Source organism: Ruegeria sp. P8, from assembly GCF_056534665.1.
Window position 1 is genome coordinate 99088 of sequence record NZ_JBQERC010000005.1, and the last position, 23579, is coordinate 122666.

The 23579-nt window shown below is 58.9% G+C and carries 22 protein-coding genes; 12 read left to right on the forward strand and 10 right to left on the reverse strand.

The genetic code is table 11. The annotated features are described in order from the left end of the window. The 10 genes from ACR0BZ_RS09275 (at nucleotide 1) to ACR0BZ_RS09320 (ending at nucleotide 10581) form a co-directional block, all read left to right on the forward strand. On the forward strand, nucleotides 1–1494 hold the full coding sequence (locus ACR0BZ_RS09275; RefSeq protein ID WP_480920069.1) for a heme biosynthesis HemY N-terminal domain-containing protein: 1494 nt from the start codon (nucleotides 1–3) through the stop codon (nucleotides 1492–1494). Nucleotides 1495–1579: 85 nt separating this feature from the next. Then, a complete protein-coding gene (locus tag ACR0BZ_RS09280) occupies nucleotides 1580–2668 on the forward strand; it encodes an MHYT domain-containing protein (RefSeq protein WP_480914829.1) in 1089 nt (362 codons plus the stop codon). 139 nt (nucleotides 2669–2807) lie between these two features. Beyond that, nucleotides 2808–3641 (forward strand): FAD binding domain-containing protein, encoded by an 834-nt coding sequence (locus tag ACR0BZ_RS09285; protein ID WP_480920070.1) that lies wholly within the window; start codon nucleotides 2808–2810, stop codon nucleotides 3639–3641. Nucleotides 3642–3655: 14 nt separating this feature from the next. Beyond that, nucleotides 3656–4150: a (2Fe-2S)-binding protein gene (locus ACR0BZ_RS09290; protein ID WP_480474462.1), complete on the forward strand. Its 495-nt coding sequence runs from the start codon at nucleotides 3656–3658 to the stop codon at nucleotides 4148–4150. Then, nucleotides 4147–6564, forward strand: coding sequence for an aerobic carbon-monoxide dehydrogenase large subunit (locus ACR0BZ_RS09295; protein WP_480920071.1), 2418 nt, complete (start codon nucleotides 4147–4149; stop codon nucleotides 6562–6564). Before ACR0BZ_RS09290 ends, ACR0BZ_RS09295 begins: the two co-directional genes overlap by 4 nt. Before the next feature lie 104 nt (nucleotides 6565–6668). Beyond that, nucleotides 6669–7535, forward strand: coding sequence for an AAA family ATPase (locus tag ACR0BZ_RS09300; RefSeq protein ID WP_480920072.1), 867 nt, complete (start codon nucleotides 6669–6671; stop codon nucleotides 7533–7535). Further along, a complete protein-coding gene (locus ACR0BZ_RS09305) occupies nucleotides 7535–8725 on the forward strand; it encodes a vWA domain-containing protein (protein WP_480920073.1) in 1191 nt (396 codons plus the stop codon). The genes ACR0BZ_RS09300 and ACR0BZ_RS09305 overlap by 1 nt, the downstream gene beginning before the upstream one ends. A 13-nt stretch (nucleotides 8726–8738) precedes the next feature. Next, the gene (locus tag ACR0BZ_RS09310; protein WP_480920074.1) at nucleotides 8739–9551 is read left to right on the forward strand and encodes an XdhC family protein; all 813 of its coding nucleotides are present in this window, start codon (nucleotides 8739–8741) and stop codon (nucleotides 9549–9551) included. Nucleotides 9552–9650: 99 nt separating this feature from the next. Further along, nucleotides 9651–10103, forward strand: a complete 453-nt coding sequence (locus ACR0BZ_RS09315) for an SRPBCC family protein (protein WP_480474467.1) — start codon at nucleotides 9651–9653, stop codon at nucleotides 10101–10103. Between the two features lie 253 nt (nucleotides 10104–10356). Next, nucleotides 10357–10581: a hypothetical protein gene (locus tag ACR0BZ_RS09320; RefSeq protein ID WP_480920075.1), complete on the forward strand. Its 225-nt coding sequence runs from the start codon at nucleotides 10357–10359 to the stop codon at nucleotides 10579–10581. A 30-nt stretch (nucleotides 10582–10611) separates the two neighbouring features. Here ACR0BZ_RS09320 and ACR0BZ_RS09325 read toward each other — a convergent pair whose 3' ends face one another. The 5 genes from ACR0BZ_RS09325 to ACR0BZ_RS09345 are packed head-to-tail and all read right to left on the reverse strand — an operon-like array spanning nucleotide 10612 to nucleotide 14818. Continuing rightward, a complete protein-coding gene (locus ACR0BZ_RS09325) occupies nucleotides 10612–11154 on the reverse strand; it encodes a DUF3833 domain-containing protein (protein ID WP_480920076.1) in 543 nt (180 codons plus the stop codon). After that, the gene (locus ACR0BZ_RS09330; protein ID WP_480920077.1) at nucleotides 11151–11768 is read right to left on the reverse strand and encodes a DUF3833 domain-containing protein; all 618 of its coding nucleotides are present in this window, start codon (nucleotides 11766–11768) and stop codon (nucleotides 11151–11153) included. The genes ACR0BZ_RS09325 and ACR0BZ_RS09330 overlap by 4 nt, the downstream gene beginning before the upstream one ends. After that, entirely contained in the window at nucleotides 11765–12988 is a 1224-nt protein-coding gene (locus ACR0BZ_RS09335) for an MFS transporter (RefSeq protein ID WP_480920078.1), read from the reverse strand. Before ACR0BZ_RS09335 ends, ACR0BZ_RS09330 begins: the two co-directional genes overlap by 4 nt. Beyond that, nucleotides 12988–13533, reverse strand: coding sequence for a hypothetical protein (locus ACR0BZ_RS09340; RefSeq protein WP_480920079.1), 546 nt, complete (start codon nucleotides 13531–13533; stop codon nucleotides 12988–12990). Before ACR0BZ_RS09340 ends, ACR0BZ_RS09335 begins: the two co-directional genes overlap by 1 nt. Continuing rightward, nucleotides 13487–14818: an NAD(P)/FAD-dependent oxidoreductase gene (locus ACR0BZ_RS09345; protein ID WP_480920080.1), complete on the reverse strand. Its 1332-nt coding sequence runs from the start codon at nucleotides 14816–14818 to the stop codon at nucleotides 13487–13489. Before ACR0BZ_RS09345 ends, ACR0BZ_RS09340 begins: the two co-directional genes overlap by 47 nt. Before the next feature lie 152 nt (nucleotides 14819–14970). On the opposite strand from ACR0BZ_RS09345, the gene ACR0BZ_RS09350 reads away from it, so the two are divergent. Beyond that, entirely contained in the window at nucleotides 14971–15696 is a 726-nt protein-coding gene (locus ACR0BZ_RS09350; protein WP_480506585.1) for an SDR family NAD(P)-dependent oxidoreductase, read from the forward strand. Between the two features lie 3 nt (nucleotides 15697–15699). On the opposite strand, the gene ACR0BZ_RS09355 is transcribed toward ACR0BZ_RS09350, so the two are convergent. After that, a complete protein-coding gene (locus tag ACR0BZ_RS09355) occupies nucleotides 15700–17352 on the reverse strand; it encodes a Y-family DNA polymerase (RefSeq protein WP_480920081.1) in 1653 nt (550 codons plus the stop codon). A 66-nt stretch (nucleotides 17353–17418) separates the two neighbouring features. Then, nucleotides 17419–17709, reverse strand: coding sequence for an I78 family peptidase inhibitor (locus ACR0BZ_RS09360; protein WP_267364411.1), 291 nt, complete (start codon nucleotides 17707–17709; stop codon nucleotides 17419–17421). A gap of 130 nt (nucleotides 17710–17839) precedes the next feature. Between ACR0BZ_RS09360 and ACR0BZ_RS09365 the strand changes: the two genes are divergently transcribed. Next, nucleotides 17840–18952: an S-(hydroxymethyl)glutathione dehydrogenase/class III alcohol dehydrogenase gene (locus ACR0BZ_RS09365; protein WP_480920082.1), complete on the forward strand. Its 1113-nt coding sequence runs from the start codon at nucleotides 17840–17842 to the stop codon at nucleotides 18950–18952. Between the two features lie 59 nt (nucleotides 18953–19011). On the opposite strand, the gene ACR0BZ_RS09370 is transcribed toward ACR0BZ_RS09365, so the two are convergent. The 3 genes from ACR0BZ_RS09370 to ACR0BZ_RS09380 form a co-directional block, all read right to left on the reverse strand. Continuing rightward, entirely contained in the window at nucleotides 19012–19950 is a 939-nt protein-coding gene (locus ACR0BZ_RS09370; RefSeq protein ID WP_480920083.1) for a DMT family transporter, read from the reverse strand. 153 nt (nucleotides 19951–20103) lie between these two features. After that, a complete protein-coding gene (locus ACR0BZ_RS09375) occupies nucleotides 20104–20517 on the reverse strand; it encodes a group III truncated hemoglobin (protein WP_480474472.1) in 414 nt (137 codons plus the stop codon). 48 nt (nucleotides 20518–20565) lie between these two features. Further along, nucleotides 20566–23484, reverse strand: coding sequence for an error-prone DNA polymerase (locus ACR0BZ_RS09380; protein WP_480920084.1), 2919 nt, complete (start codon nucleotides 23482–23484; stop codon nucleotides 20566–20568). Nucleotides 23485–23579 lie beyond the last annotated feature (95 nt).

Consider the following 23579-nt stretch of genomic DNA (forward strand, 5'->3'; position numbering starts at 1 on the left):
ATGCTGTGGTCATTGTTTAAGATCCTCGTTTTTGTTGCGATTATCGGCCTGCTGGCGCTGGGCGGTCACTTCCTGATGCAAACCAGCGGTGGGGTGCAGATCACCGTCGCGGGCACGGAATTCACCCTTGGGCCGCTTCAGTCGGTGATTGCGTTGGGTGTTCTGGTGCTTGCCGTCTGGCTGTTCTTCAAACTGCTCAGCCTGTTGGTTGCGACGCTCAAATTCCTCAACGGCGACGAAACCGCCTTGTCGCGTTATTTCGACCGCAGTCGGGAACAGCGCGGCTATCAGGCGCTGGCCGATGGGTTGATGGCGTTGGCCTCGGGCGAAGGGCGCATAGCCATGACCAAGGCCAGTAAGGCCGAAAAGCTGTTGAACAAGCCGGAACTGACGGATCTTCTGGTGGCCCAGGCTGCCGAGATGACGGGTGACACCAAGAAAGCTTCGGACACCTACAAGAAACTGGTGACAAACAGTGCGACCCGGTTTGTCGGGGTGCGTGGTATCATGAAACAGAAGCTTGCCGAAGGGGATGATGAAACCGCCCGCAAGCTGGCCGAAAAGGCACTGGCCATCAAACCGCGCCACGAAGAAACACAGGATGTTCTGCTGAATTTGCAGACCAAGGCGCAGGATTGGGCCGGTGCCCGGTCGACGCTGACGTCCAAATTGAAAGCAGGGTATCTGCCGCGCGACGTATTCAAACGCCGCGATGCGGTTCTGGCACTGTCCGAAGCCAAAGGAATCCTGGATGAGGGCGCAACTGTCGAGCAACAGGAGCGCGCGATCGAAGCCAATCGCCTGTCGCCCGATCTGGTGCCTGCCGCCGCAATGGCGGCCCGCGCGTATATCGCCAAGGGGAAGTCCCGGGCAGCGACCAAGATCCTGAAAAAAGCGTGGGAGGTTCGTCCGCATCCGGATCTGGCCCATGCCTTTGCCGAGATCGAGCCGGATGAAACCCCGGAACAAAGGGTCAGGCGTTTCACGGCACTGACCCGCGTTCATCCTGAAAACATGGAAACTCGTTTGATCCTGGCCGAGCTGAACATTGTGGCCGAAGACTTTCCCGAAGCCCGCCGTGCCTTGGGTGATGTTGTCGAAAAACGAGGTGATGCGCGGGCCTATACATTGATGGCTGCCGTTGAGCGCGGCGAGGGTGCCACGGACGCTGTTGTCCAAGGTTGGCTTGCCAAGGCACTGAACGCGCCGCGCGGCCCGCAATGGGTGTGCGACAACTGTCATGACATTCAACCCGAATGGGGACCTGTCTGTCAGAACTGCCACAGCTTCGATACGCTCAGCTGGCAGACGCCACAGACACCCGAGATTTCAACAGCAACTGGGGTTCACATGTTGCCCCTGATCGTCGGTGCACTTGAAAACCAGACTGAAGAACCCGAAACAGTCGAGCCTGCGGAAGACGACGATGTGGTTGAAGTCACAGTGGATGCCGTAGAGGTCGCGGACGATGCAGAGGCTCAGAAACAGGTCTGAGCCCTGCTGTTGCTAACTGTGAATTGTCGCAATCAATTCGGTTTGCTAACGTCATCCTCGCGTCGGGGAGGGCGTTCAAATCCAAATGCTGGACTACTCTCACAACACTTGGTTGGTGGTGGCTTCGCTTGCCGTGGCGCTCATGGCCGGGTTCACGGGTCTGTACCTGACGCATGGCGCGTCCAGGCTGGATAGCCAGCGACGCAAGTTCGTGGTGGCATTGGCCGCTGTCATTCTGGGCGGCGGCATCTGGTCGATGCATTTCGTGGCGATGCTGGGGCTGCAACTGCCAATCCTGTTCTACTATGATGCCCTGATCACCCTGATGTCGGCACTGGTCGCGATCCTGATGGTAGGGCTGGCGTTGCTGCTGCTGCATTTCCGACCGCGTTCGGTTCAGACGATGATCGGATCTGGTGTGGTTGTCGGACTGGGCATCGTCGCGATGCACTATGTCGGGATGGCTGGTATGCAGCTTTGCCGCCCCGTCTATGATGTTTTCGACGTTGCTCTGTCAGCGCTGGCATCGGTAATCTTGTCGGTGTCTGCAATTTGGGTGGCTTATGGCAACCGGACTCAACGAAACATCCTGCTCGGCACGGTTTGTTTCGGGCTGGCGGTGTTCACCATGCATTTTGTTGCCACGGGCCTTACGGATTTCGTCGCGAGCGACAGCCTCGGTGGTGCGGGTCCTGCGCTGGATAATCAGGTTTTGGCAATGGGGGTGACGGTATCCGTCTTTCTGATCTGTGGTGCTTTCCTGTTGACCGGTATCACGTTCATAGAGCCAAAGCCCGTGACTGCACTTGCCTCGGGACCTGTGTTGGAACCCGCCCCAATGCGCGCTGGTGTTCCGTATGAGCGCGAAGGCCAGACCTTATTTGCTCATCCCGCGCGGATCGCCGCAATTCGGGCCGAAGGGCATTACACGGTACTCTATATGGATGCAGAGAAACTGTTCTGCCCCTGGTCGATCACCGATGCGGAAACGCGGCTTTTGCCCGAAGGGTTCCTGCGGGCGCATCGCAGTTATCTGGTGAACCCGAAACACGTCTCGCGATTTGAACGTCACAAGGACAACGGCACCTGTTATTTCGATGGTGTTGACGCGCTGAGCAAGGTGCCGGTCAGCCGGTCCCGCCTGACAGATATTCGCGAGGCACTGGGGGTCTAGGCGCAACTCGTGCAGTTCTTTCGCATTTCGTGAAACAAGCCGCGCGCTCCGTTTTCCTTAACTGGATCAGTTAAATCCGCCGTTCTTTCCTTACCTCAGGTCCCCCAAGGCATATCGCCCGGACCCAGGGAGGAAAAACATGATACCAGCCGGCTTTGAGTATCACCGGCCAGGCGACATTGCCTCGGCCATCGGCATTCTACAGGAATATGGTGACGAGGCGCGCGTGATCGCGGGCGGGCATAGCCTGATCCCGATGATGAAGCTTCGCATGGCCGAGATGGGTCATCTGGTCGATCTTCAGGCCATTGAAGAACTCAAGGGGATTGAGGTCGGACCTGACACCGTTACTTTGGGTGCGATGGTCACGCAGCACGAGCTGATCACCCACAGCGGTCTGGCCGAAGCCATTCCGTTGATCCGCGAGGCGGCGCTTCAGATTGCGGATCCGCAAGTGCGGTACATGGGCACTGTCGGTGGCAATGTAGCCAATGGTGACCCGGGCAATGACATGCCGGGTCTGATGCAATGCTTGAACGCCGCGTTCGAGTTGTCCGGCCCGGACGGGAACCGGACAGTTGCCGCGCGTGATTTTTATGAGGCCGCGTATTTCACCGCCCGCGAAGACGAAGAAATCCTGACCCGGATTTCGATCCCTGTGCCGGGTGCAGGCGTGGGGCAGGCCTATCAAAAGCAAAAGCGCAAGATAGGAGATTATGCGACCGCCGCCGCGGCTGTGATGGTTGGCAACGGTCAGGCCTCGGTTGCGATGACCAATCTGGCCGACACGCCCATCTGGTCGGATGAGGCCAGCACCGCGCTGGCCGGAGGTGATGTCGAAGGGTGCGTTGCCGCAATGCTAGACGCGATCGATCCGGTCGCTGATAACCGCGGCCCCGTCGAATTCAAGAAACACGTGGCAGCCGTGGTGCTGCGCCGCGCCATCGACCGTGCGCAAAGCCGCGCGGGCTGAGGGGGAGGGAACCAATGTCGAAAATGCATGTCAAACTGACCGTAAACGGCAAGCAGGTTGAAGGTCTGGCCGAGCCGCGCACGCTGCTGATCCACTTCCTGCGGGAAGACCTGAAAATCACCGGCCCACATATCGGGTGTGAAACCAGCCACTGCGGTGCCTGCACCGTGGATATCGACGGCAAGTCGGTCAAATCCTGTACCGCCTTTGTAGCGCAGGTAAACGGTGCTGAGATCACAACCGTTGAAGGCCTGACCAATGACGATGGCAGCCTTGGAGTGTTGCAGGAAATGTTTCGCGAACATCACGGGCTACAATGTGGGTTCTGCACGCCCGGTATGATCACCCGGGCGCATCGTCTGTTGCAGGAGAATCCGAACCCGACCGAGGAGGAAATCCGTTTCGGCATGGCCGGAAACCTGTGCCGCTGCACCGGATACCAGAATATCGTTAAGGCCATCTCGGCTTCGGCTGATTTGCTCAATGCTCAGAAGGAGGCCGCGGAATGAACGACCAGACTCTGACCCCCGAAGAACGCGCTGCCAACCTCAAAGGTATGGGCTGCGCCCGAAAGCGCGTCGAGGACGTGCGTTTCACCCAAGGAAAGGGTAATTACGTCGATGACATCAAGCTGGACGGGATGCTGTTTGGCGATTTTGTGCGCTCTCCCTATGCTCATGCCCGCGTCGTCAGCGTGAACAAAGAGGCGGCCTTGGCACTGCCCGGCGTGATCGCCGTTTTGACCGCCGAAGACCTGTCTCCTTTGGGATTGCACTGGATGCCGACACTTGCCGGTGACAAGCAGATGGTGCTGGCCGATGGCAAGGTGCTGTTCCAAGGCCAGGAAGTTGCCTATGTCGTCGCCGAAGACCGCTATGTCGCGGCGGATGCCGTTGAATTGGTCGAGGTCGAATACGAAGAGCTTCCTGTCATCACGGACCCGTTCGAATCGTTGAAGTCGGACGTGGTGCTCCGCGAAGACCTGGAAGGTCAGACCGAAGGCGCACATGGACCGCGTAAACATCACAACCACATCTTTACGTGGGAACAGGGCGACAAGGACGCGACCGAAGCCGTGCTGGCCGAGGCTGACGTGGTCGCCGAAGAGATGATCTATTACCACCGCACCCACCCGTGCCCGCTTGAGACCTGCGGTTGCGTGGCGTCGATGGACAAGGTGACTGGCAAGCTGACGCTTTACGGGACGTTCCAGGCCCCTCATGCAATCCGGACAGTAGTGTCGCTGATTTCGGGGCTGGCCGAGCATAATATCCGCGTGATCAGCCCCGATATCGGTGGTGGGTTTGGCAACAAGGTGGGGGCCTACGCAGGCTATGTGTGTTCGGTGGTGGCCTCGATCGTTACCGGCAAGCCGGTGAAATGGGTCGAGGACCGGATGGAAAACCTGATGTCCACTGCCTTTGCCCGCGACTACTGGATGCAGGGGAAGATTGCTGCCACCAAGGAAGGCAAGATCACTGGATTGTGGTGTCACACCACTGCGGATCATGGCGGTTTCGACGCTTGTGCCGACCCGACCAAATTCCCTGCCGGGTTCATGAATATCTGCACCGGGTCTTATGACATCCCGACTGCCTATCTGGCGGTGGATGGTGTCTATACCAACAAGGCGCCGGGCGGTGTGGCCTATCGCTGTTCCTTCCGCGTGACCGAAGCCGCCTATTTCATCGAACGCATGATCGAGGTTCTGGCCATCAAGCTGAACATGGATGCGGCCGAGTTGCGTCGGATCAACTTCATCAAGGCAGATCAGTTTCCCTATCAATCCGCGCTGGGCTGGGAATATGACTCGGGCGATTATCACACCGCTTGGGACAAAGCGCTGAAGGCTGTGAACTATGAGGGTCTGCGGGCGGAACAGGCGCAGCGGATCGCGGATTTCAAGGACGGAAAAACGCGCAAGCTGCTGGGCATCGGCCTGACGCATTTCACGGAAATCGTCGGAGCCGGACCGGTGAAGAACTGCGATATCCTCGGGCTGGGGATGTTCGACAGCTGCGAGATTCGCATTCATCCGACCGGATCAGCGATCGCGCGGCTGGGGACGATCAGTCAAGGGCAGGGCCATGCCACAACCTTTGCCCAGATCATCGCCAGTGAAATCGGCCTGCCCGCCGATGACATCACGCTGGAAGAGGGTGACACGGATACCGCGCCTTACGGGCTTGGGACCTATGGATCCCGGTCCACTCCGGTCGCTGGCGCGGCCACGGCAATGGCGGCCCGCAAAATTCGGGCAAAAGCCCAGATGATCGCGGCCTATCTGCTGGAGGTACACGACAATGACGTCGAATGGGACGTGGATCGCTTTGCTGTCAAAGGCGCGCCGGAGCGGTTCAAGACCATGAAGGAAATCGCATTCGCCGCCTATAATCAGGCCATTCCTGGGCTGGAGCCGGGTCTGGAGGCCGTCAGTTACTATGACCCGCCCAATATGACTTATCCTTTCGGGGCCTATATCTGTGTCATGGAGATTGACGTGGATACTGGTGAATGGGAAGTCCGGCAGTTTTATGCGCTGGATGACTGCGGCACCCGGATCAACCCGATGATCATCGAGGGTCAGGTCCATGGCGGTGTGACCGAGGCGTTGGCCATCGCGATGGGTCAGGAGATTGCCTATGATGACATGGGCAATGTGAAAACCGGTACGCTGATGGATTTCTTCCTGCCAACCGCGTGGGAGACGCCGAACTATACCACCGACCATACGGTGACCCCGTCCCCGCACCATCCGATTGGCGCAAAGGGTGTGGGGGAAAGCCCAAATGTCGGCGGTGTGCCCGCGTTCTCGAACGCAGTGCATGACGCGTTCCGACCCTTTGGACTGGTGCAGAGCCATATGCCGCACGACCACTGGCGGATTTGGAAGATTGCCAATGGTCTGGGGATGCATGGGTGAATGGGATCGGACCGGCTGTTGCCGGTCCGACCGACGGAGGGGGCTCTGCCCCCTCCGAATCTCCCCCGGGATATTTGGGGCCAGATGAAGATAGGATCCTGGTTTTGACCTTGAAAGATGTGCAGAACGGGTTGGTCGCGCAGGGCTATGTTGCCGATGATCGGTTGGCCATGGCGTTGCATCTCGCGCAACAACTTGGGCGCCCGTTGTTGCTGGAGGGGCCGGCGGGTGTGGGGAAAACCGAAGTTGCGAAAGCGGTGGCAGCCTGGCGCGATACGCGATTGATACGTCTGCAGTGCTACGAAGGTCTGGATGCCAGCCATGCCATCTATGAATGGAATTATCAAAGACAGCTATTGGCGATCCGGGCGAGCGAAGCGCAGGGTGGCGTCGCGGAGGCGCAGCTGTTTTCGGATGAATATTTGCTTAAAAGGCCTTTGTTAGAGGCTATCTCGGAAACAAAACCTCCGGTTCTGTTGATTGATGAGATTGATCGGGCGGATGAGGAGTTTGAAGCCTACCTTCTGGAAATCCTGTCAGACTTTCAGATCACGATACCCGAGCTGGGAACTGTGCAGGCACAAGTTCGGCCTGTCGTCATTCTGACGGCCAACGGGACGAGGGATATGTCGGATGCGCTGCGCAGAAGATGTTTGTACAGCTTTCTTGACTATCCTTCGAGGGAGACCGAACTGGCAATCCTGCGGGCGCGACTGCCTGAAATTGAAGGGATTCTGGCGCGTCAGATCATCGGTGTTGTACAGGCGCTGCGTCAGGAAGATCTTGAGAAGAAACCGGGCATCGCCGAAATGCTGGATTGGGCCGCAGCCCTGTCCGGGTTGGGTGTCAATGATCTGGCCAAATCCCGCGAAGACGTGCAGGCTACGCTGGTGTGTTTGCTGAAAACTGCCTCAGATTACAATGCGGCACCGCCCGAGGTGATGGATCGCCTGATTGGAAAGGTCGCGTGATGCAGGTTACGCGCTTTCCCTCTCGGGCCTCGGGTCTTGCCGACCGTATGTCGGGTTTCATAGCGCATTTGCGAATGAACGGTATGCAATTGGGGGCGTCGGATGCGGCGGACGTGCTTGCCGCCTTGTCCGAAGTGGATGCAACGGATGCCAAACAGGCCCGGCAAGCCATGAGCGCGATATTGACCGGAGATGCGGAAGATTGGCGCCGGTTTGATGAACTGTTCGACGCCTATTGGTTCAACGCTGGCGCACAGCGTTCGGGAAAAGCGAAAAACAAGCATGTGCGGGTGCAGTCCGCCAAGCCAATGATCTGGCAGACCAGAACTCAGGGTGAGGACGAACCACGATCCGGGTCGGAGCAAGAGGCCACTCTGCCTGACTGCGGTGAAGGGGAAGCCGAAGGGGTGGACGGCAAGTTGATCGCCACGCGAACGGCCAACCTGTCACGCCGGGACTTGCGAGAGTTGATGGACGAAGAGGCCCTAAAACAGGCTGAAACAGCCGCGCTGACCTTGGCGCGGGCATTTCGGGACAGGCGATCGCGCCGCCGGAAACGGGCGTTGCGCGGGGCTGTTCTGGATATGCGCCGAATACAGCGCGCCAGCCTGGCGCGTGGCGGTGAGCCGCTGGACCTGTATCGCCGAGCGCGGCCACCGCGTCCGATGCGGATTGTGGCATTGTGCGACGTGAGTGGTTCGATGACCGTGTACTCACGCGTGTTTCTGGCCTTCCTGAAAGGGTTGATCGGCAGCGGGATCAAGGCGGATGCGTATTTGTTTCACACACGATTGATGCGGGTTACAGATGCGTTGCGCGACCATGACACCCTCCGGGCTGCGGGTCGGTTGTCGCTGATGGCCGAAGGCTTCGGCGGCGGTACCGATATTTCCGGCAGTCTGGAGCGATTTCTGTCGGGATACGGCGCGCGGGCACTGAACGGGCGTACTGTCGTCCTGATCCTGTCGGACGGATATTGCAGTTCTGATCCGCAGGCTCTGGGGGATATGCTGGCGCGTATCAGGCGCAAGGCACGCCGGATCGTCTGGCTGAACCCCTTGAAGGGCTGGAAGGACTATCAACCTATTGCGGCAGCGATGCAGGCGGCTGAACCCTATCTGGATGCGCATTTGCCGGCCAATACACTGGATGCATTGGCGGCGCTTGAGCCGCAGTTCCAAAAGCTGTGAAAGGAGTCTGACCTTGGCGAATTTCGACATTTTTGACACTATCGATCAGCTGCGCGGAACCGGAGAGGCCTTTTGTGTGGCGACGGTTTTGCGCACGGCGGATGCGACCTCGGCCAAAGCTGGGGGGAAGGCGGCGATTACCCGGGCGGGTGAAATTCTGGGGCATCTTGGAGGGGCTTGTGTGCAGCGCGCAGTCCGGGCAGCGGCGCAACAGGCTTGGGCGTCCGGGGCACCGCAGATTATCCGTGTCAAACCTTCGGAAAAGGTGGTGAACATGACGGATCCCGATGGTGTTCAAACGTTCAAAAGTGGGTGCCCGTCCGGTGGTACAGTCGATCTTTTGGTCGAACCCTATCAACACGCGCCCCGGCTGGTGATTTTCGGCGAGGGGTTGATTGCCAAAGCTCTGGCAGCGCATGGATCGCTGGCCGGATTTCGCACGGCTGTCGAGGATGGGCTTGATATTGCTGGAAACCATGTGCGGTTTGCCTTGGCACATGTCGATGCGCTGGGTGTGGAGCCGCGGGACTTTGTCGTGGTGGCTGCGCAGGGGCGCAGCGATGCATCCGCTTTGAAGGCTGCATTGGAAACCGATGCGGCACGCGTGTCGATGGTGGCCAGTCGCCGCAAGGCAGCTACGCTGACTGCAAAGCTTATCGCCCAGGGATTGGACCCTTTGAAAGTTGCGCGCCTGAAATCCCCGGCGGGGTTGGACATACATGCCATAGATCCGCATGAGATCGCCCTGTCGATTTTGGCCGAGATTGTGATGTGGCGGAACGGTGAAAAGGCAGCAAAGGTGTCGCATGATGAAAAGCTTGCTTGAACACCTTTGCCACATGTGGCCTGCGTTGCTGGCTCAAAGGATAGAAACGGCTGCAATGCGCCTATTTCCAAGATGTTGTTGAACAAAGGAAAGACCTGAATGGAACTGACTGATGAAATCCGTATTGCAGCGCCACGCGACGTCGTTTACCGCGCGCTTAACGATCCCGACATTTTGATGGAATGCATCCCGGGATGTGAGGAACTGACGCAGAAATCACCAACCGAGCTTGAGGCGAAAGTTGTTCTGAAAATTGGCCCGGTCAAAGCGCGCTTTGCGGGTGAGGTCACATTGGACACGGCCAATGCACCAAACGGGTTCTCTTTGATGGGTGAAGGCAAAGGCGGGGCGGCTGGATTTGCCAAAGGCGGCGCAGACGTTTCGTTGACCGAAGAAGGTGATGAAACCGTGCTGAAATACACGGCGAAGGTTGATGTTGGTGGCAAGATTGCTCAGCTCGGCAGTCGGCTGATTGCGGGAACCGCCAAGAAGTTGTCGGCAAAGTTTTTTACGCGGTTCGGAGAGATCGTGTCAGAGCAGTCGGCTGCATGATCCGGGGCCGAGAGTTTGTCAAAGCAGGGACCACTGTCGACAAGGCGGGGGAACCCGCCATCAACCGAAGGTGTGGCAATCGGCGGTGACTGCAAATACTCAGTCAGGACAACACCCTTCAGCGAGAGCTGCGAATACCCCTGTCAACGGGGGGTTGAAAATCGGGTTCTGCCCATAAAAAATTGGCTTTTCCCGAAATAACCGGTAGATTTTCTGCAAAAGGTGGAAAACACCGGAGGCAGTAAGAGAGCAGATGTCACAGGCAAAAACTCGTGTTTTGCGGACCACGATACCTGCCGGTCTTGTCGGCAAACGAGACGGTCTTTTTTTCTTGTGGGGCGAGATTGAGCGCGCCCGTTTGAAAATTGAAGACGGAGCCCACCACGACTCTGCAACGCCAGATGGGCAAAGTGCAAACATGGCTGGCGCAGCAAGGCGACTGCTACAGGTGCCGGTGGACGAGTTCATATTTTATTGATGGGCAGCGTCTGGATGGGAATAGCGGGATCTATTCTTTTTCAAAGATCAGGATAACTTCGCCGAGGCGTATGCCAAAGCGTGAGACGTAAGCACGGTTTAACAGACGGTCCTCGGTCAGCAACCACATCCAGTCGTCAAAGCTGACGCGCATCGTGCCATCTTTGACAGGCAGGTCTATTTTGTATTTCCAGTTGAAGGTGTCGCCCCTCTCGGTCCCGCTGGCGGTTCCAAGCACACCGGGCGCAGTACCAGTCCACGTGTCATCGCCAGTCTTTGTCAACGTCCAGATGCGCTGTTCGGTTGCGCCGTCGTCGTAGATAAAATCCTCGACCAGTGTCAGGGTTTTCCCGTCCCATGTGCCGTCGATATCGACTTCAAATCTGCGTGGAACGTTCCCCAGTAAATCCTGAAACTGCCCGTAAGCCACGGTCTTTCCGTCGAAGAATTCCTCGAGGTTCAGCTGCCGTTCAGACAGAAAGGTTGTCGGAACCTTCGGTTTGCCAGAGCAGGCAACCAGAAGTGCAAAGCTTGCGACGGAAACGCATGTAATCAGAGAGCGACCTGTGATCATTGCACCATCCGCCTTTCTGAAGTGATGCTATACTCATTTGCGCCACCGACGTGGATCGGATGTGATTTGGGGGTTGGGCGCATTGTTGCAACGAGCTCAGCAACCTTGATGCCAAACTTACGCATCTCGGAACGATTCATGATGACGCCCTGTTCTGTTAAATACATCCAGTCTGTAACATCCAGCGTGTGTCCTCCTGCGTCTTTGGGCAGAATGATCCTGTAGGTCAGCTTGATCGTTGCGCCGGATATCGTGCCGTGACCTTCGCCAACGATATCCTCTGCTGTTGCCGTGAACGTATTTCTGGTGCCAAGCGTTAGATACCATTTACGGTTCATCTTTTTGCCATTTGAGTACGTGAAGAACTCGGAAAGTGTGCCGGTGTTCCCATTCCACTCACCGACCATGCGGGCCACAAAGCTGTTCGACATCCTGCCATTGGGGCCATAGATCAGACCCTCGGACAGGATTTCACCGTTCAGATGCCTTTTCAGCGAAAAATTGGGCCCGGTACCGGCATAGTCTGACGGGGTCTGCGCACGAAAGCTCAGCAGTCGGGCGCGGACAAACATTGCAATCAGCAGAGCCAGCAGGATGATGGCGACAGCATTCATTTGCTTGTGACCTCGGTTGGCAGGGTCAGGACCATTCCAAAGGCCCCAAGTTTCAGGATGCAGGGCAGCACCGCGTAGGCGAGATTGAGTGTATCAAGCGCTTGGGCGGAATTGGTTTGACCGGGGGTGAAGCCACTGCGCTCCAGCAATGGCAGGGTAAAAAAGGCTGCCAGGGCCAGGCCCAGCTTGCCAGCAAAGGACCAGATACCAAACGCTGTGGATGCGTTAAGACCGGCTCGGGTCAACGTGACCGAAAACATGGCGGGCAGCACGACCATATCCGCGCCCAGAGCGGCACCCGAGGCGAGGCAAATCACCGCAAAACCGGTGAGGTTCCCAGCGCTCAGTGTGGCGGCACCGATAAACCCCGCGATGGAAAGCGGCATTGCAATCATCAGTGTCTGTTTCGAGCCAATTTGGTTACTGAGCTTAGCCCAAAGCGGCACGCTTACGCCTGCGCTGAGGAAAAACAGGATCAACAGCGGCCCGGCCTTACCCTGCAATTGCAATCGGTCCTCTACGAAAAAGAGAAACAGGGTCGATGTAATGGCCACGGGTAGGCTGTTGATCAAAGCCAGCACCAAAAGGCGCAAACCTCCGGCCTGGCCAAGGCTTGCGAAAGACAGACCGGATCCGGTGATTGCGGGCCGCCGCCAGATCGGAACAGTCAACAAAAGGGTTGCGACCGATAGCAGACCCAGAAACAGACCAAATGCGGGATAGCCTTGCGCGTGGGCTCCGGCGGCAACAAAAAGGGCAGGGGCACTTGCCGCGATGATAACGCCTGTCAGTTGTCCGCCTTCCCGATAAGCGGCGAGGGTCATCAACTCCTTCGCGTCTGCGCGTTTTGCTAGCGTCGCACTACGCCCGTAGAGCAGGATAGTCCCCAGGCTATAAGCCGAAAACAACAGTATCAGAAGAACAATCAATGTCAGTACATCTGCGCCTTGTTGCAGGCTGAACAGCGCCGGAAATCCAATGGCAAGGCCGAGAGCTGCCATGGACGCAAAGACAAGCTGGCCACCGGGCCATCTGTCAATCGCCCAACCGATCAGTGGGTCCTGTACCAGATCGACCAAACGGATCACCAGCAAGACGGTACCGATCACCCCCAGTCCAATGCCCAGATTCACCGCCGCAAAACGCGGCAGATGAATGTATAGCGGGATACCCGCCGCAGCGAGCATCAGCGCGTATAAGCTGACCCGAGGGTAAAGCATCACTTTCCCTGAAGCATTTGGGTGAAGGACGCTGACCGTGTGTTTTCGCCGAGGAAAACCGACATGAAACTGCGTTTGATGCCCGGATATGCCATTGTGCAGGTCTTTCGACCGTTCAGCCAGAAACTGACCTTGTCTGGCCCGTCGGACACCGCCAGATAGCTGTCACCCTTGGTGACACCCCTAAAACACACGTCCAGTTGGTCGCCGACCGGGGCAGGGTGGCCGACGCGTTTCATCTCGCCGAGCGTCGAGTTGACCAGCGCATTCTTCTTGATGCTTTTACGGTATGTCAGCTGAAGCCCGAAATCTTCACTCCAACTGAACGAAGCACCTTTGGGTGTGTAAAGCTTGGCGTCGTAGATCGGAAACCCGAGATAGCGGAAGGTTGCAGTTCCGCGAAGTTGTGCACCATCCAACTCTTCCGTCACAGGCGACGCGATCAACCCAGTGGGGGCCAGCAAGGAAAGGCTCAAAAGGGTCGCGCGCAGCATCCCGCTATTCGGCGGCAACAGAGATGGCCGGATCTTGTCCAAGAATGGCATATTCAGCTCCGATTGTTTGCGGGGCACCATTTATCCGCTCAACAACATGCATCGCGCTGGCGATCCCGTCTTCGTGAAATCCGTGCCGGTTATACGCACCGGCGAACCAGGTTCGGTTCTGTCCTTGTATCTCGCGAATATGCCCCTGTGCTTTCAGGGCGGCTTTGTCGAATACCGGGTGGGCAAATTCGACCTGATCATAGATTTTATCCGCTGGAATATCTGTCGAGGCGTTCAGCGTCACAAAAAGCGGGTCGTTGTCCGGTATGTTCTGTAGTCGATTCATCCAATATGTAACGCCTACGTCTCCGGCCTGTGATCGATAGGTCCAGCTGGACCAGCATGCACGCCGCTTTGGCATCTGGCCAGGATCACAATGCAGGGTGGCGGTATTGGGTTGGTACCGAATTGCGCCCAGTGCAGCGGTTTCCGCCGGGGTGGCATTCCCGCCCAAAATGGCAAGCGATTGGTCAGAGTGGGTAGCCAGGATGATCTCATCAAACTGATCCACCGCACCCTGACTGCGGACCGTAACACCTGTCTCACTCCGGGAAATGTTCTGAACCGGACTGGCCAAACGGATTGCCGCCCCTCGTGCCCGTAGGGCGGCATCGATCCTGCGGACATATTCGATACTGCCACCTTTAACTGTGTACCACTGGTGTTGATTTGCGCGGCCACTGGCCAGAAGGGCGTGATTTCGAAAGAACTGCACCAATGAGCGTGCAGGGAACTGATCCACCAGTTCAACCGGAGTTGACCAGATCGCCCCACACATTGGCATCAGATAGTTGTGGCGGAACCAGTGTCCCAGACGAAGCTGATCCACCAACTCACCAATCGTGGTGTCGTCATCTCTTGCAGCCTCCGGAGCCTTTTTGCCAAAGCGCAGAATGTCGGCAATCATCTTGTAATAGGCAGGGCGCGCAAGATTGCGCCTCTGCGCGGTCAGGGTGCGCAGATTGTTCAAACCATATTCGATACGACCATTGTCGATTGTCGCGCCAAAACTCATTTCGCTTTCGATCACGGGAACATTGAGCTCATCAAAAAGTCGGGTCAGAAAAGGATAGGTTGCGTAGTTGAAGACGATGAAACCAGTATCCACCGGTTGATCGCCGTTCTTCCCGGCCATGACTGTGCGGGCATGGCCACCTAACCGCGGTTCCGCCTCATAGAGGGTCACGTCATTGTTTTCTGAAAGGTAGTAGGCGGCTGAAAGGCCTGAAATACCTGCACCAACAACTGCGATTTTCTTCCGTACGCCCTGGGTTTCGTCGAACATTCCAGCCTCGTTAAGTGGTTCTTAGAATGAAATACGCGGGGTAGGTGCAGCTGGATCAATCCGGTTGGAAGTTTTGTCAGAAGCGCGATCGCATTTGATCCAACTACGTCACGGGCCCGTAGAATATGAAACATGACTGAATCGGCCCGCGCATGAGCAGCTTTGACGGAAAAACCTATTGGATCATCGGCGCAAGCGAAGGTTTGGGTCGTGCTTTGGCTAAGGCGCTAAGCGACAGGGGCGCGCATTTGATCTTGTCGGCGCGTAGTTCTGAACGTTTGGCTGACATCTGCTCCGAGCTTCCCAATGCCCGCGCGATCCGGTGCGATGTCACTGATTTAGACTCTGTTCGCGGGGCTGTGGCCGAGGCGGGTCTGGTCGATGGGCTGGTTTACAATGCCGGCGCGTATGACCCCGTGCGCTCGGCGGATTGGGATACAGAGGCGTCGCTCAGGATGGGTGATGTAAACTATCTGGGTGCTTTGCGTGTGTTGGGTGAAAGCGTCCCGGACCTTGTTAAGGCAGGTCGGGGGGATATTACGCTGATCGGGTCGCTCGCGGGCTATCACGGGTTGCCAGCGGCCATCGGATATGGGGCCAGCAAGGCGGCACTGATTTCCCTGGCGGAAACGATGCGCCATGATCTGGCGGGCACCGGCGTGACCGTGCGGATCATTAATCCCGGCTTCATCAAGACCCGTCTGACTGAGAAAAACAGCTTCAGGATGCCCATGCTGATGAGCCCCGAGGATGCCGCGGGTCATGTGCTCAAGGCGATGTCGCGGCGTCGTTTCCGTACGGATTTTCCTGCACCATTCTCGTGGTTTATCCGTCTGATTGACTATCTGCCGGATCTGTTGGTGTACCGAGGGAAATAGACCCTAACCAAACTGCCCGTGACAGAACCAGCCTGCAGACATGGTTCCGCCATGGCCATAAAACAGCCACAACCGCTCGCCCTGCTGTGTCACCACAACCCAGTAGTCCCGCACGCCGCTGCGCCAGTTCGGGTCATCCAGCCACCATTCCGGTGCGATCCGTTCCGGGCCGGTGGCCTGCGCCAGCTGCCAGTTACGCCTGCGCCAGCGAAAGGCGCTGGGCACGTCAGGGGTTTCCGGTGCCATTACCGGCTCAGGCTGCCACATCAGCAGGGGGCGGGGGCGTGGCGGCGCAGGCCAGTCGCGGGGAGGTTCCGACCATGCCGCCGCCAGCGTTTGCGCCGTTTTCTCAGGGATGTGCGAGGCCGCGGGATGGCGCCGGGTGATCGCCTCAAGCCCCACCCGCGCGCCCAGCTTGCCGATCAGGTCATCCACGGCGGTATTGCCCGCCAGTCGGTTGCGGGCCACACGGCGGGCTTCGGCATGGCCGGCCACGGTGCGCGCGTGGATGGGTTCTGTCTGAACCGCCTCAAGCCGCAGCATGTCGATGCCGTAGCCTGCGTCGATCTTGTCAATTTTCATCTCTAACAAAGGACGAATGCGGTATTTATCGTAAGTTGGGCGGGCCAGACCGACCTCGATAATCTCAGCCGCCTGATCGGCGCGGTGCGCCTCCAGCCGCAGGGTGCGGGCACCGCGCCCCTTTTCTTCCAGCTTGGTGCAAAGCGTTGGCAGAACCCGATCAACCGCAGCCATGACATCCTCAACCAGACCAATCGGGTTGGGCAGGGTCATCCGCACCGCGAAATGGTGCGGCGGGCGGGCGGGCGAAACAGGCTCGGGCGCGCTGCCCATGGCCTGATCCAACCGCAGAACCAGCCTGCGTCCAAACCTCCGCGCAAGGCTGGCGCGGGGTTGACCCAGCAGATCGCCGATGCGGCGCAGGCCCAGACGGTTCAGCTGCACGACAACCTGATCTTCCAATCGCAGCGCGGCGATAGGCAGGGGGCTGAGTGCGCCATAAGATTGACCCGGCGGTGCGATCCGCGCGCCTCCACCCAGGGCCCTCACTTGCGGCGCGGTGCCGCCTTTGGTCCAGTGCCGCCGTTTGCCCGCCCGGGCGCGGGTGGCACGGGCCTCCTGACTGATGGCGTCGCCATTGCGGTCGGATGTGGCCGCCTGCCCCGCATAGCGCGCCAAAGCCCAGGCTGCGCCCAGCGTGTCGGCGATACCCATTTGTACGCTGAGACCCATATCCGCGCAGTCGGTTTCAAGAACGTTCAGCAACGCCTCCTCTCCGCCAAACAGATGGGCGCAACCTGACAGATCGACGATCAGCCCGTCCGGGGCCTCTTCGGCCACCCATGGGCTGAACTTTCCCGCCCAGCGACGCAACGCGGCCAGGAACGCGGCTTCGGCCGGGGCGTTACGGTGCCGCGTGATCAGGTTGGCACACATGGCATGAGCATCCCGCACCGGCTGGCCGATACGCAGCCCGGCAGCCTGCGCATCGGCATTCACCGAGGTAATAACCTGCATGTTCGACTGTTCGGCCACGATGGCCAAAGGCCCGGTATGCAGCCCCCGCGCAGCGCGGATCAGCCGTTCAGCCCCCAGACGGGGGAACCATAGCGAAAGTATTCGGCGTTTGGGCATTTGCAGGCATCACAATGTTCTTACTTTGTTCTTAAATGAGAATCGATGCCTGAGTCGAGTCCGCCCTTATCCGCAGGTCAGCCGCAGGATGATCCCGTCGCCATTCACGTACACGTTCAGCCGGTCGATGCGGTAATCCTGTGTGGCGATGCCATCCGGGCCCAGCACGCGCGACCGTGCGGGCAGGTTTGCCTGAATGTTCGAAACCGGCTGGCCAACGGTATCGGAAAAATCTTCTCCCTGACAAAAGGCCAGATCGACCGGGGCAGGTTCCGGCGGCAGCAAAGCGTCTTCGGGCGCGGGCGGGGTTTCAGCACAGGCCGCCAGAAAGAACAGGATCGGGAAAAATCGGTGCATTGGCGTTCCTCATTCTGGCAATGTCGTTTCTGCAATATCAATTAATTAGCCAACCTGCCATGAAAGCACGGTTGAAAACACCCTGTAATTGACGCAGGGTCGGGGCAAAAGTGACAGGGAGATAAGTAGCATGCGTACCCGTGCCGCCGTCGCCATTCAGGCAGGCAAACCTTTGGAAGTGATGGATGTGAACCTCGAAGGCCCCAAGGCGGGCGAGGTTCTGGTCGAGATCAAGGCCACCGGTATCTGTCATACCGACGAATTCACCCTGTCGGGTGCCGACCCCGAAGGCTTGTTCCCGGCCATTCTGGGCCATGAAGGCGCAGGCGTGGTGGTTGAAGTGGGTCCGGGCGTAACCAGCCTGAAGTCGGGCGATCATGTGATCCCGCTTTACACGCCGGAATGTCGCGAGTGTGAATACTGTCTGCACCCCAAGACCAACCTGTGTCAGGCGATCCGGGAAACCCAGGGCAAGGGTCTGATGCCCGATGGCACCTCTCGTTTCTCGACCTTGGATGGCGATCCGATCCTGCACTACATGGGCTGCTCGACCTTCTCGAACCACACAGTTCTGCCTGAAATCGCCCTGGCCAAGGTGCGCGAGGACGCGCCGTTCGACAAGATCTGCTATATCGGCTGTGGTGTCACGACCGGTATCGGCGCGGTCATCAACACCGCCAAGGTGGAAATCGGCAGCCGCGCAATCGTGTTTGGTCTGGGCGGTATCGGCCTGAACGTCATTCAGGGTCTGCGTCTGGCCGGAGCAGACCAGATCGTCGGCGTCGACCTGAACCCCTCCAAAGTGGAAATGGCCACCAGGTTCGGCATGACCGACTTCGTGAACCCGTCCGAGGTTGAAGGCGATCTGGTGCCGTATCTCGTCAACCTGACCAGGGGCGGTGCGGATTATACGTTTGACGCCACAGGCAATGTCGGCGTGATGCGCGCAGCACTTGAATCAGCACATAAGGGCTGGGGTGAGTCGATCATCATCGGCGTGGCACCTGCAGGGGCCGAAATCTCGACCCGGCCATTCCAGCTGGTCACCGGCCGTTCGTGGCGCGGTACCGCATTCGGCGGCGCGCGCGGGCGCACGGATGTGCCCAAGATCGTCGACTGGTACATGGAAGGCAAGATCGAGATTGACCCGATGATCACCCACACCATGGGTCTGTACGACATCAACCACGGCTTCGACCTGATGCATAAGGGCGAAAGCATTCGGTCGGTGGTTATCTACTAAGAGTAAAATCCACATTTTCCAACCACGGCGCGCTGATCGGCGCGCCGTTTTCGTTGGACCTACTTTCCAGGCCGTGACGCCCCGGTATCTGAACGCGGCGACCGAACCCGCAGAACCGGGGTATTGGCCGAGGTGGTGTTGGCCCGGCTTTCTCGCCAAACAACATAGACACCGGATGCGATGATGATGCTGGCACCGACGGCGACCCAGATGTCAGGGCGCTCGTCGAAGAAGATCATGCCAAACAGTGTTGCCCAGATGATCTGGCTGTATTGGCTGGGGGCGACGACACCGGCGGGTGCGGCGCGGTAGGCCAGAATGATCAGGTGTTGCGCGATGACCGAGAACACCCCAACCAACGCCATCATCGCCAGATGCAGCAGGGAAGGCGGCTGGTATACGGCCGGTTGGGCAAGGCTCATGACCACGATGGCCAGCAGCATCGGATAAAGGATCAGCACGGCCGAGCGCTCCTCATTCCCGATCTTGCGCACAAGGACCGAGGCAAAGGCGCTGCAAAAGGCGGCCATCAGGGCGGCCATATGGCCCAGTGTGATATCCGTTGCACCGGGGCGCAGAACGATCAGGACGCCGATCAGGCCGACGCCAACCGCAGCCCAGCGCTGAACGCGGACCACTTCACCCAGTATCGGGATCGACAGCACCGTGACGATCAGCGGGAATGAGAACAGCAGGGAATAGACCTCGGCCAGTGGCAGAACCGAAAACGCGTAAAACGCGCAGGACATAGCCGTTACCATCAGGCCCGAGCGCAGCAGAACGAGCCATGGATGATGCGGCAGAAAGTTTCCCGTCGTGCGGTCGGTCAGGATCGTGACGGCCATTGGAACGAACGAAAACAGCGTGGCGAAAAAGATGATCTGCATCACTGAATAGGTGCCGCCCAGCACCTTGATCAGCGCGTCGTGGCTGGCAAAGACGGCAAATCCCAGAAATGCATAGCCAAGCCCCCGCAGGGTGTTGTTTTGAGCACTCATCAATCCGGCCTCGGCCTATGTTGGTATGGTGACGATACATCATAGCAGCGCAGGCAGGGTTCCCGGCTGTCCGTAGTGCTGCTTAACCCTATTCCGAGGGCGCGAATAGCCCTTATTTTATCGCTAACATCGCATGGCCGCCATGATCCGGGATCATCGCAGGATCGGCGGCGCGTCTTTGGGCTGTCGTGCGGATTGGACACCTGCCTTCATGCCGACACCAATGCGGCGGGCCAAGGCGACCCACGGGGTGGCCGTTTCCGCGGGCAGAGTCCGGGTGGCGACCTCCTCGAACAGATCCAGCCAATGGGCAAAGAATTCCGGTTTCACATCGGGCCGTTCGATATGGACCCGTTGCGGATTGCCGTCATAGCAGCGCTCATACAGGATGGCATTGCGCCAGAAGGCGGCGATCTTGTCTTCATGCGCGGGCCAGTCGGTGACGTGGTTGGCAAATACGGGTCCAAGAACCGCGTCTTGCCGGACACGGGCATAAAAGGCGCGAACTTGCGCGTTGATCTGCTCGGGCGTCGCGGGAAAGCGCGGGGGAAGGATGGGTCTGGTCATGACGGCCTGAATTTCGACTCTGTTTTTGGCAGATAGGGTGTTCCGGCGTTACGGAACAGAGGTGGTTTTGTCGCGCCCATCCGGCGTCAGCAGATACCGCAGCAGGGCCACCGGGTGCGCCCGCAGGCTGAGGCGGGTGGCGACGTAATCTTCGACCACCTGCTCGCCCAGCGTCATTTGCGGCAGATAAGCCTCGGGTTCGTCCAGCGCCTCGCCCTCCAGATCTTGCGAAAACAGGGGCAGAGGCTTGGCTGTGGCAATTGCCTTGGCCTGCCACAGCGCCTCGCGCCGGGTCAGGTCGCAGGCGGCGAAGGCATCAGCCTCGGCCAGCCGTTCGATCACCGATGGTCCAAGGCCTGCGCGGCGCCAGACATCGTCGACCTGGGTGTAGCCGTTGCCGCGCGCGGCGGTCAGCCAGCTGGCGTCTTCCTCGCTCAGGCCCTTGATCTGGCGAAAGCCCAGCCGCAGCGCCAGCCCGCCATGGCCATCAGGCTCCATCACATTGTCCCAAAAGCTGGCATTGATGCAGACCGGGCGCACCTGTACCCCATGTTCGCGCGCATCCCGCACAATCTGGGCCGGCGCGTAGAACCCCATCGGCTGCGAATTCAGCAGGGCGCAGGCGAAGATGCCCGGATGGTGGCATTTGATCCAGGCCGAGGCATAGACCAGCAGCGCAAAACTGGCCGCGTGGCTTTCGGGGAAACCGTACGAGCCGAAGCCTTCGATCTGGGAAAAGCAACGTTCCGCGAAATCCTGTTCATACCCGTTGCGTTTCATCCCGCGCAAAAAGAGCGCGCGGAATTCGCTGACATTGCCATGTTTCTTGAAGGTCGCCAGCGAGCGGCGCAGCCGATCGGCCTGTTCCGGGGTGAAGCCCGCGCCGACAATGGCGATCTGCATTGCCTGTTCCTGAAACAGCGGTACGCCCAGCGTTTTGCCCAGCACCTCGCCCAGCGCGTCCGAGGGGAAGCTGACCTCCTCCTCTCCGTTCCGGCGGCGGATATAGGGGTGGACCATGTCGCCCTGAATGGGGCCGGGGCGGATGATGGCAACCTCGATCACCAGATCATAGAAATTACGCGGCCGCATCCGCGGCAGGAAGTTCATCTGTGCACGTGATTCCACCTGAAACACGCCGATGCTGTCCGCCTTGCAGAGCATGTCATAGACTGCCGGATCCTCGGGTGGCAGGGTGGCAAGGGTATAGCTGGTCTGGTGGTGCTGGCCGATCAGGTCAAACGCCTTGCGGATGCAGGTGAGCATCCCGAGGCTGAGGACATCGACCTTGAGGATGCCAAGACTGTCGATATCGTCCTTGTCCCAGCAGATGACCGTGCGGCCCTCCATCGTGGCGTTTTCGATGGGGACAAGCTCATCCAGCCGACCCTCGGTGATGATGAATCCTCCCACATGCTGCGAGAGGTGGCGGGGAAAGCCGTCGATCTCATAAACCAGCATTAGAGTCTGTTTCAGGCGCCGATCTTCGGGGTCGAGGCCAATTTCGCGCATCCGTTGCGCCTCAAGCCCCGAGGCCGAGAAAAAGCCCCAAAGCTGTGAGGAAAGCGCCGAGATTGTATCTTCGGTCAGGCCCATGGCGCGTCCAACCTCGCGGATGGCGCGTTTGCCGCGGTAATGGACCACCGTGGCACAGAGGCCCGCGCGTTCGCGGCCATAGCGGTCATAGATGTGCTGGATCACCTCTTCGCGGCGTTCATGTTCGAAATCGACGTCTATGTCTGGCGGTTCATCGCGCGCCTCGGAGACGAAGCGTTCAAACACCATGGTGCCCATCTCGGGGCTGACCTCGGTGATGCCGAGGCAGAAACAGACGACCGAGTTGGCAGCCGATCCGCGCCCCTGGCAGAGGATGCTGCGCGACCGGGCGAAATGGACGATATCGCGGACGGTCAGGAAGTAGGGTTCGTATTTCAGCTTGCCGATCAGCGTCAGCTCATGCGCCAGCATTTTTTTCGCCTTTTCGGACGCCCCGGCGGGATAACGCCATTTCAACCCCTCATGCGCCAGACGGTGCAGGCGCTGGGTCGGGGTTTCTTGCGTGCTGCCCTCGTTGGGGTATTCATAACGCAGCTCGTCCAGCGAGAACGTGAGTTGTTCGCTGAGCGCATAAGCGCGGGCAACGGCCCCCTCATGACCTTTGAAGATGCGTAGCATCTCGGCCTCGGAGCGCAGGCGCTGTTCACCATTGGCCAAAGCGTCCCGGCCCAATGCGTCCACCTTGCGGCGCAGGCGGATGGCGGTCAGCACATCGCCCAGTTTGCGGCGGGTGCCGTGGTGCATCATCGGTGTTGCGCTGGCGAGCGTGAGGATGCCAAGCTGCTTTGCTTCGGTCTCTAATAAAGAGAAATACGAACCATCGGCGCCATCATACCGGGGGTGCATCAACAGATGCATCCGCCCGGCAAAGCGGCGCGTCAGCTGCTGCGCCTGTGTCCGCCACGCGCCCGCGCCGCCCGGAGAGCCCGCCGCCTGTGGCCACAGCAGCAGGTGGAGGCCATCGGAAAATTCGAGCAGGTCAGACAGGTGCAGGATGCAGTCGCCCTTCTCGGCGCGCAGACGGCCTTTGGAGAGGATGCGGCACAGGTTGGCCCAACCCTGCCGGTTCAGGGGCAGGGCGGTGACCATGGGCGCATCGGTGAAGATCAGCCGCGCCGCCGGGATCAGGCGGGGAACCGCGTGGATGGGATAGGAGGGCGGCTTGGGGATATGATCGGGGCAGGGTGGCCCGATTGAGGTATTCTGCTCCTCCCACGCCAGCCGTTCGCGGACCTTGCGGGCGATCTCGCACGCCTGAGTGTGGGCGCGGACGATCCCGGCGACCGAGTTGTCATCAGAAATCGCAATGGCGGGCAAGCCCAGGGTGACGGCACGCTCCATATACTCCTCGGGGTGCGAGGCCCCGGTGAGGAAGGTAAAATTCGACGTGATCGACAGCTCGGCATACATGGCGATTCCACATTATATTCACGTTTTGTTCTTTTTCGAGTCCTTTGCGCAGGAAACGGGTCGATTGGGTCCGGTCGCACGGGCATGGTCAGCAA

What these genes read in the sequence shown, in the direction of transcription:
- ACR0BZ_RS09275 (WP_480920069.1), top strand. Translation starts at nt 1, where the DNA reads ATGCTGTGGTCATTGTTTAAGATCCTCGTTTTTGTTGCGATTATCGGC.
- ACR0BZ_RS09280 (WP_480914829.1), top strand. Translation starts at nt 1,580, where the DNA reads ATGCTGGACTACTCTCACAACACTTGGTTGGTGGTGGCTTCGCTTGCC.
- ACR0BZ_RS09285 (WP_480920070.1), top strand. Translation starts at nt 2,808, where the DNA reads ATGATACCAGCCGGCTTTGAGTATCACCGGCCAGGCGACATTGCCTCG.
- ACR0BZ_RS09290 (WP_480474462.1), top strand. Translation starts at nt 3,656, where the DNA reads ATGTCGAAAATGCATGTCAAACTGACCGTAAACGGCAAGCAGGTTGAA.
- ACR0BZ_RS09295 (WP_480920071.1), top strand. Translation starts at nt 4,147, where the DNA reads ATGAACGACCAGACTCTGACCCCCGAAGAACGCGCTGCCAACCTCAAA.
- ACR0BZ_RS09305 (WP_480920073.1), top strand. Translation starts at nt 7,535, where the DNA reads ATGCAGGTTACGCGCTTTCCCTCTCGGGCCTCGGGTCTTGCCGACCGT.
- ACR0BZ_RS09315 (WP_480474467.1), top strand. Translation starts at nt 9,651, where the DNA reads ATGGAACTGACTGATGAAATCCGTATTGCAGCGCCACGCGACGTCGTT.
- ACR0BZ_RS09320 (WP_480920075.1), top strand. Translation starts at nt 10,357, where the DNA reads ATGTCACAGGCAAAAACTCGTGTTTTGCGGACCACGATACCTGCCGGT.
- ACR0BZ_RS09325 (WP_480920076.1), bottom strand. Translation starts at nt 11,154, where the DNA reads ATGATCACAGGTCGCTCTCTGATTACATGCGTTTCCGTCGCAAGCTTT.
- ACR0BZ_RS09330 (WP_480920077.1), bottom strand. Translation starts at nt 11,768, where the DNA reads ATGAATGCTGTCGCCATCATCCTGCTGGCTCTGCTGATTGCAATGTTT.
- ACR0BZ_RS09335 (WP_480920078.1), bottom strand. Translation starts at nt 12,988, where the DNA reads ATGCTTTACCCTCGGGTCAGCTTATACGCGCTGATGCTCGCTGCGGCG.
- ACR0BZ_RS09340 (WP_480920079.1), bottom strand. Translation starts at nt 13,533, where the DNA reads ATGCCATTCTTGGACAAGATCCGGCCATCTCTGTTGCCGCCGAATAGC.
- ACR0BZ_RS09345 (WP_480920080.1), bottom strand. Translation starts at nt 14,818, where the DNA reads ATGTTCGACGAAACCCAGGGCGTACGGAAGAAAATCGCAGTTGTTGGT.
- ACR0BZ_RS09350 (WP_480506585.1), top strand. Translation starts at nt 14,971, where the DNA reads ATGAGCAGCTTTGACGGAAAAACCTATTGGATCATCGGCGCAAGCGAA.
- ACR0BZ_RS09355 (WP_480920081.1), bottom strand. Translation starts at nt 17,352, where the DNA reads ATGCCCAAACGCCGAATACTTTCGCTATGGTTCCCCCGTCTGGGGGCT.
- ACR0BZ_RS09360 (WP_267364411.1), bottom strand. Translation starts at nt 17,709, where the DNA reads ATGCACCGATTTTTCCCGATCCTGTTCTTTCTGGCGGCCTGTGCTGAA.
- ACR0BZ_RS09365 (WP_480920082.1), top strand. Translation starts at nt 17,840, where the DNA reads ATGCGTACCCGTGCCGCCGTCGCCATTCAGGCAGGCAAACCTTTGGAA.
- ACR0BZ_RS09370 (WP_480920083.1), bottom strand. Translation starts at nt 19,950, where the DNA reads ATGAGTGCTCAAAACAACACCCTGCGGGGGCTTGGCTATGCATTTCTG.
- ACR0BZ_RS09375 (WP_480474472.1), bottom strand. Translation starts at nt 20,517, where the DNA reads ATGACCAGACCCATCCTTCCCCCGCGCTTTCCCGCGACGCCCGAGCAG.
- ACR0BZ_RS09380 (WP_480920084.1), bottom strand. Translation starts at nt 23,484, where the DNA reads ATGTATGCCGAGCTGTCGATCACGTCGAATTTTACCTTCCTCACCGGG.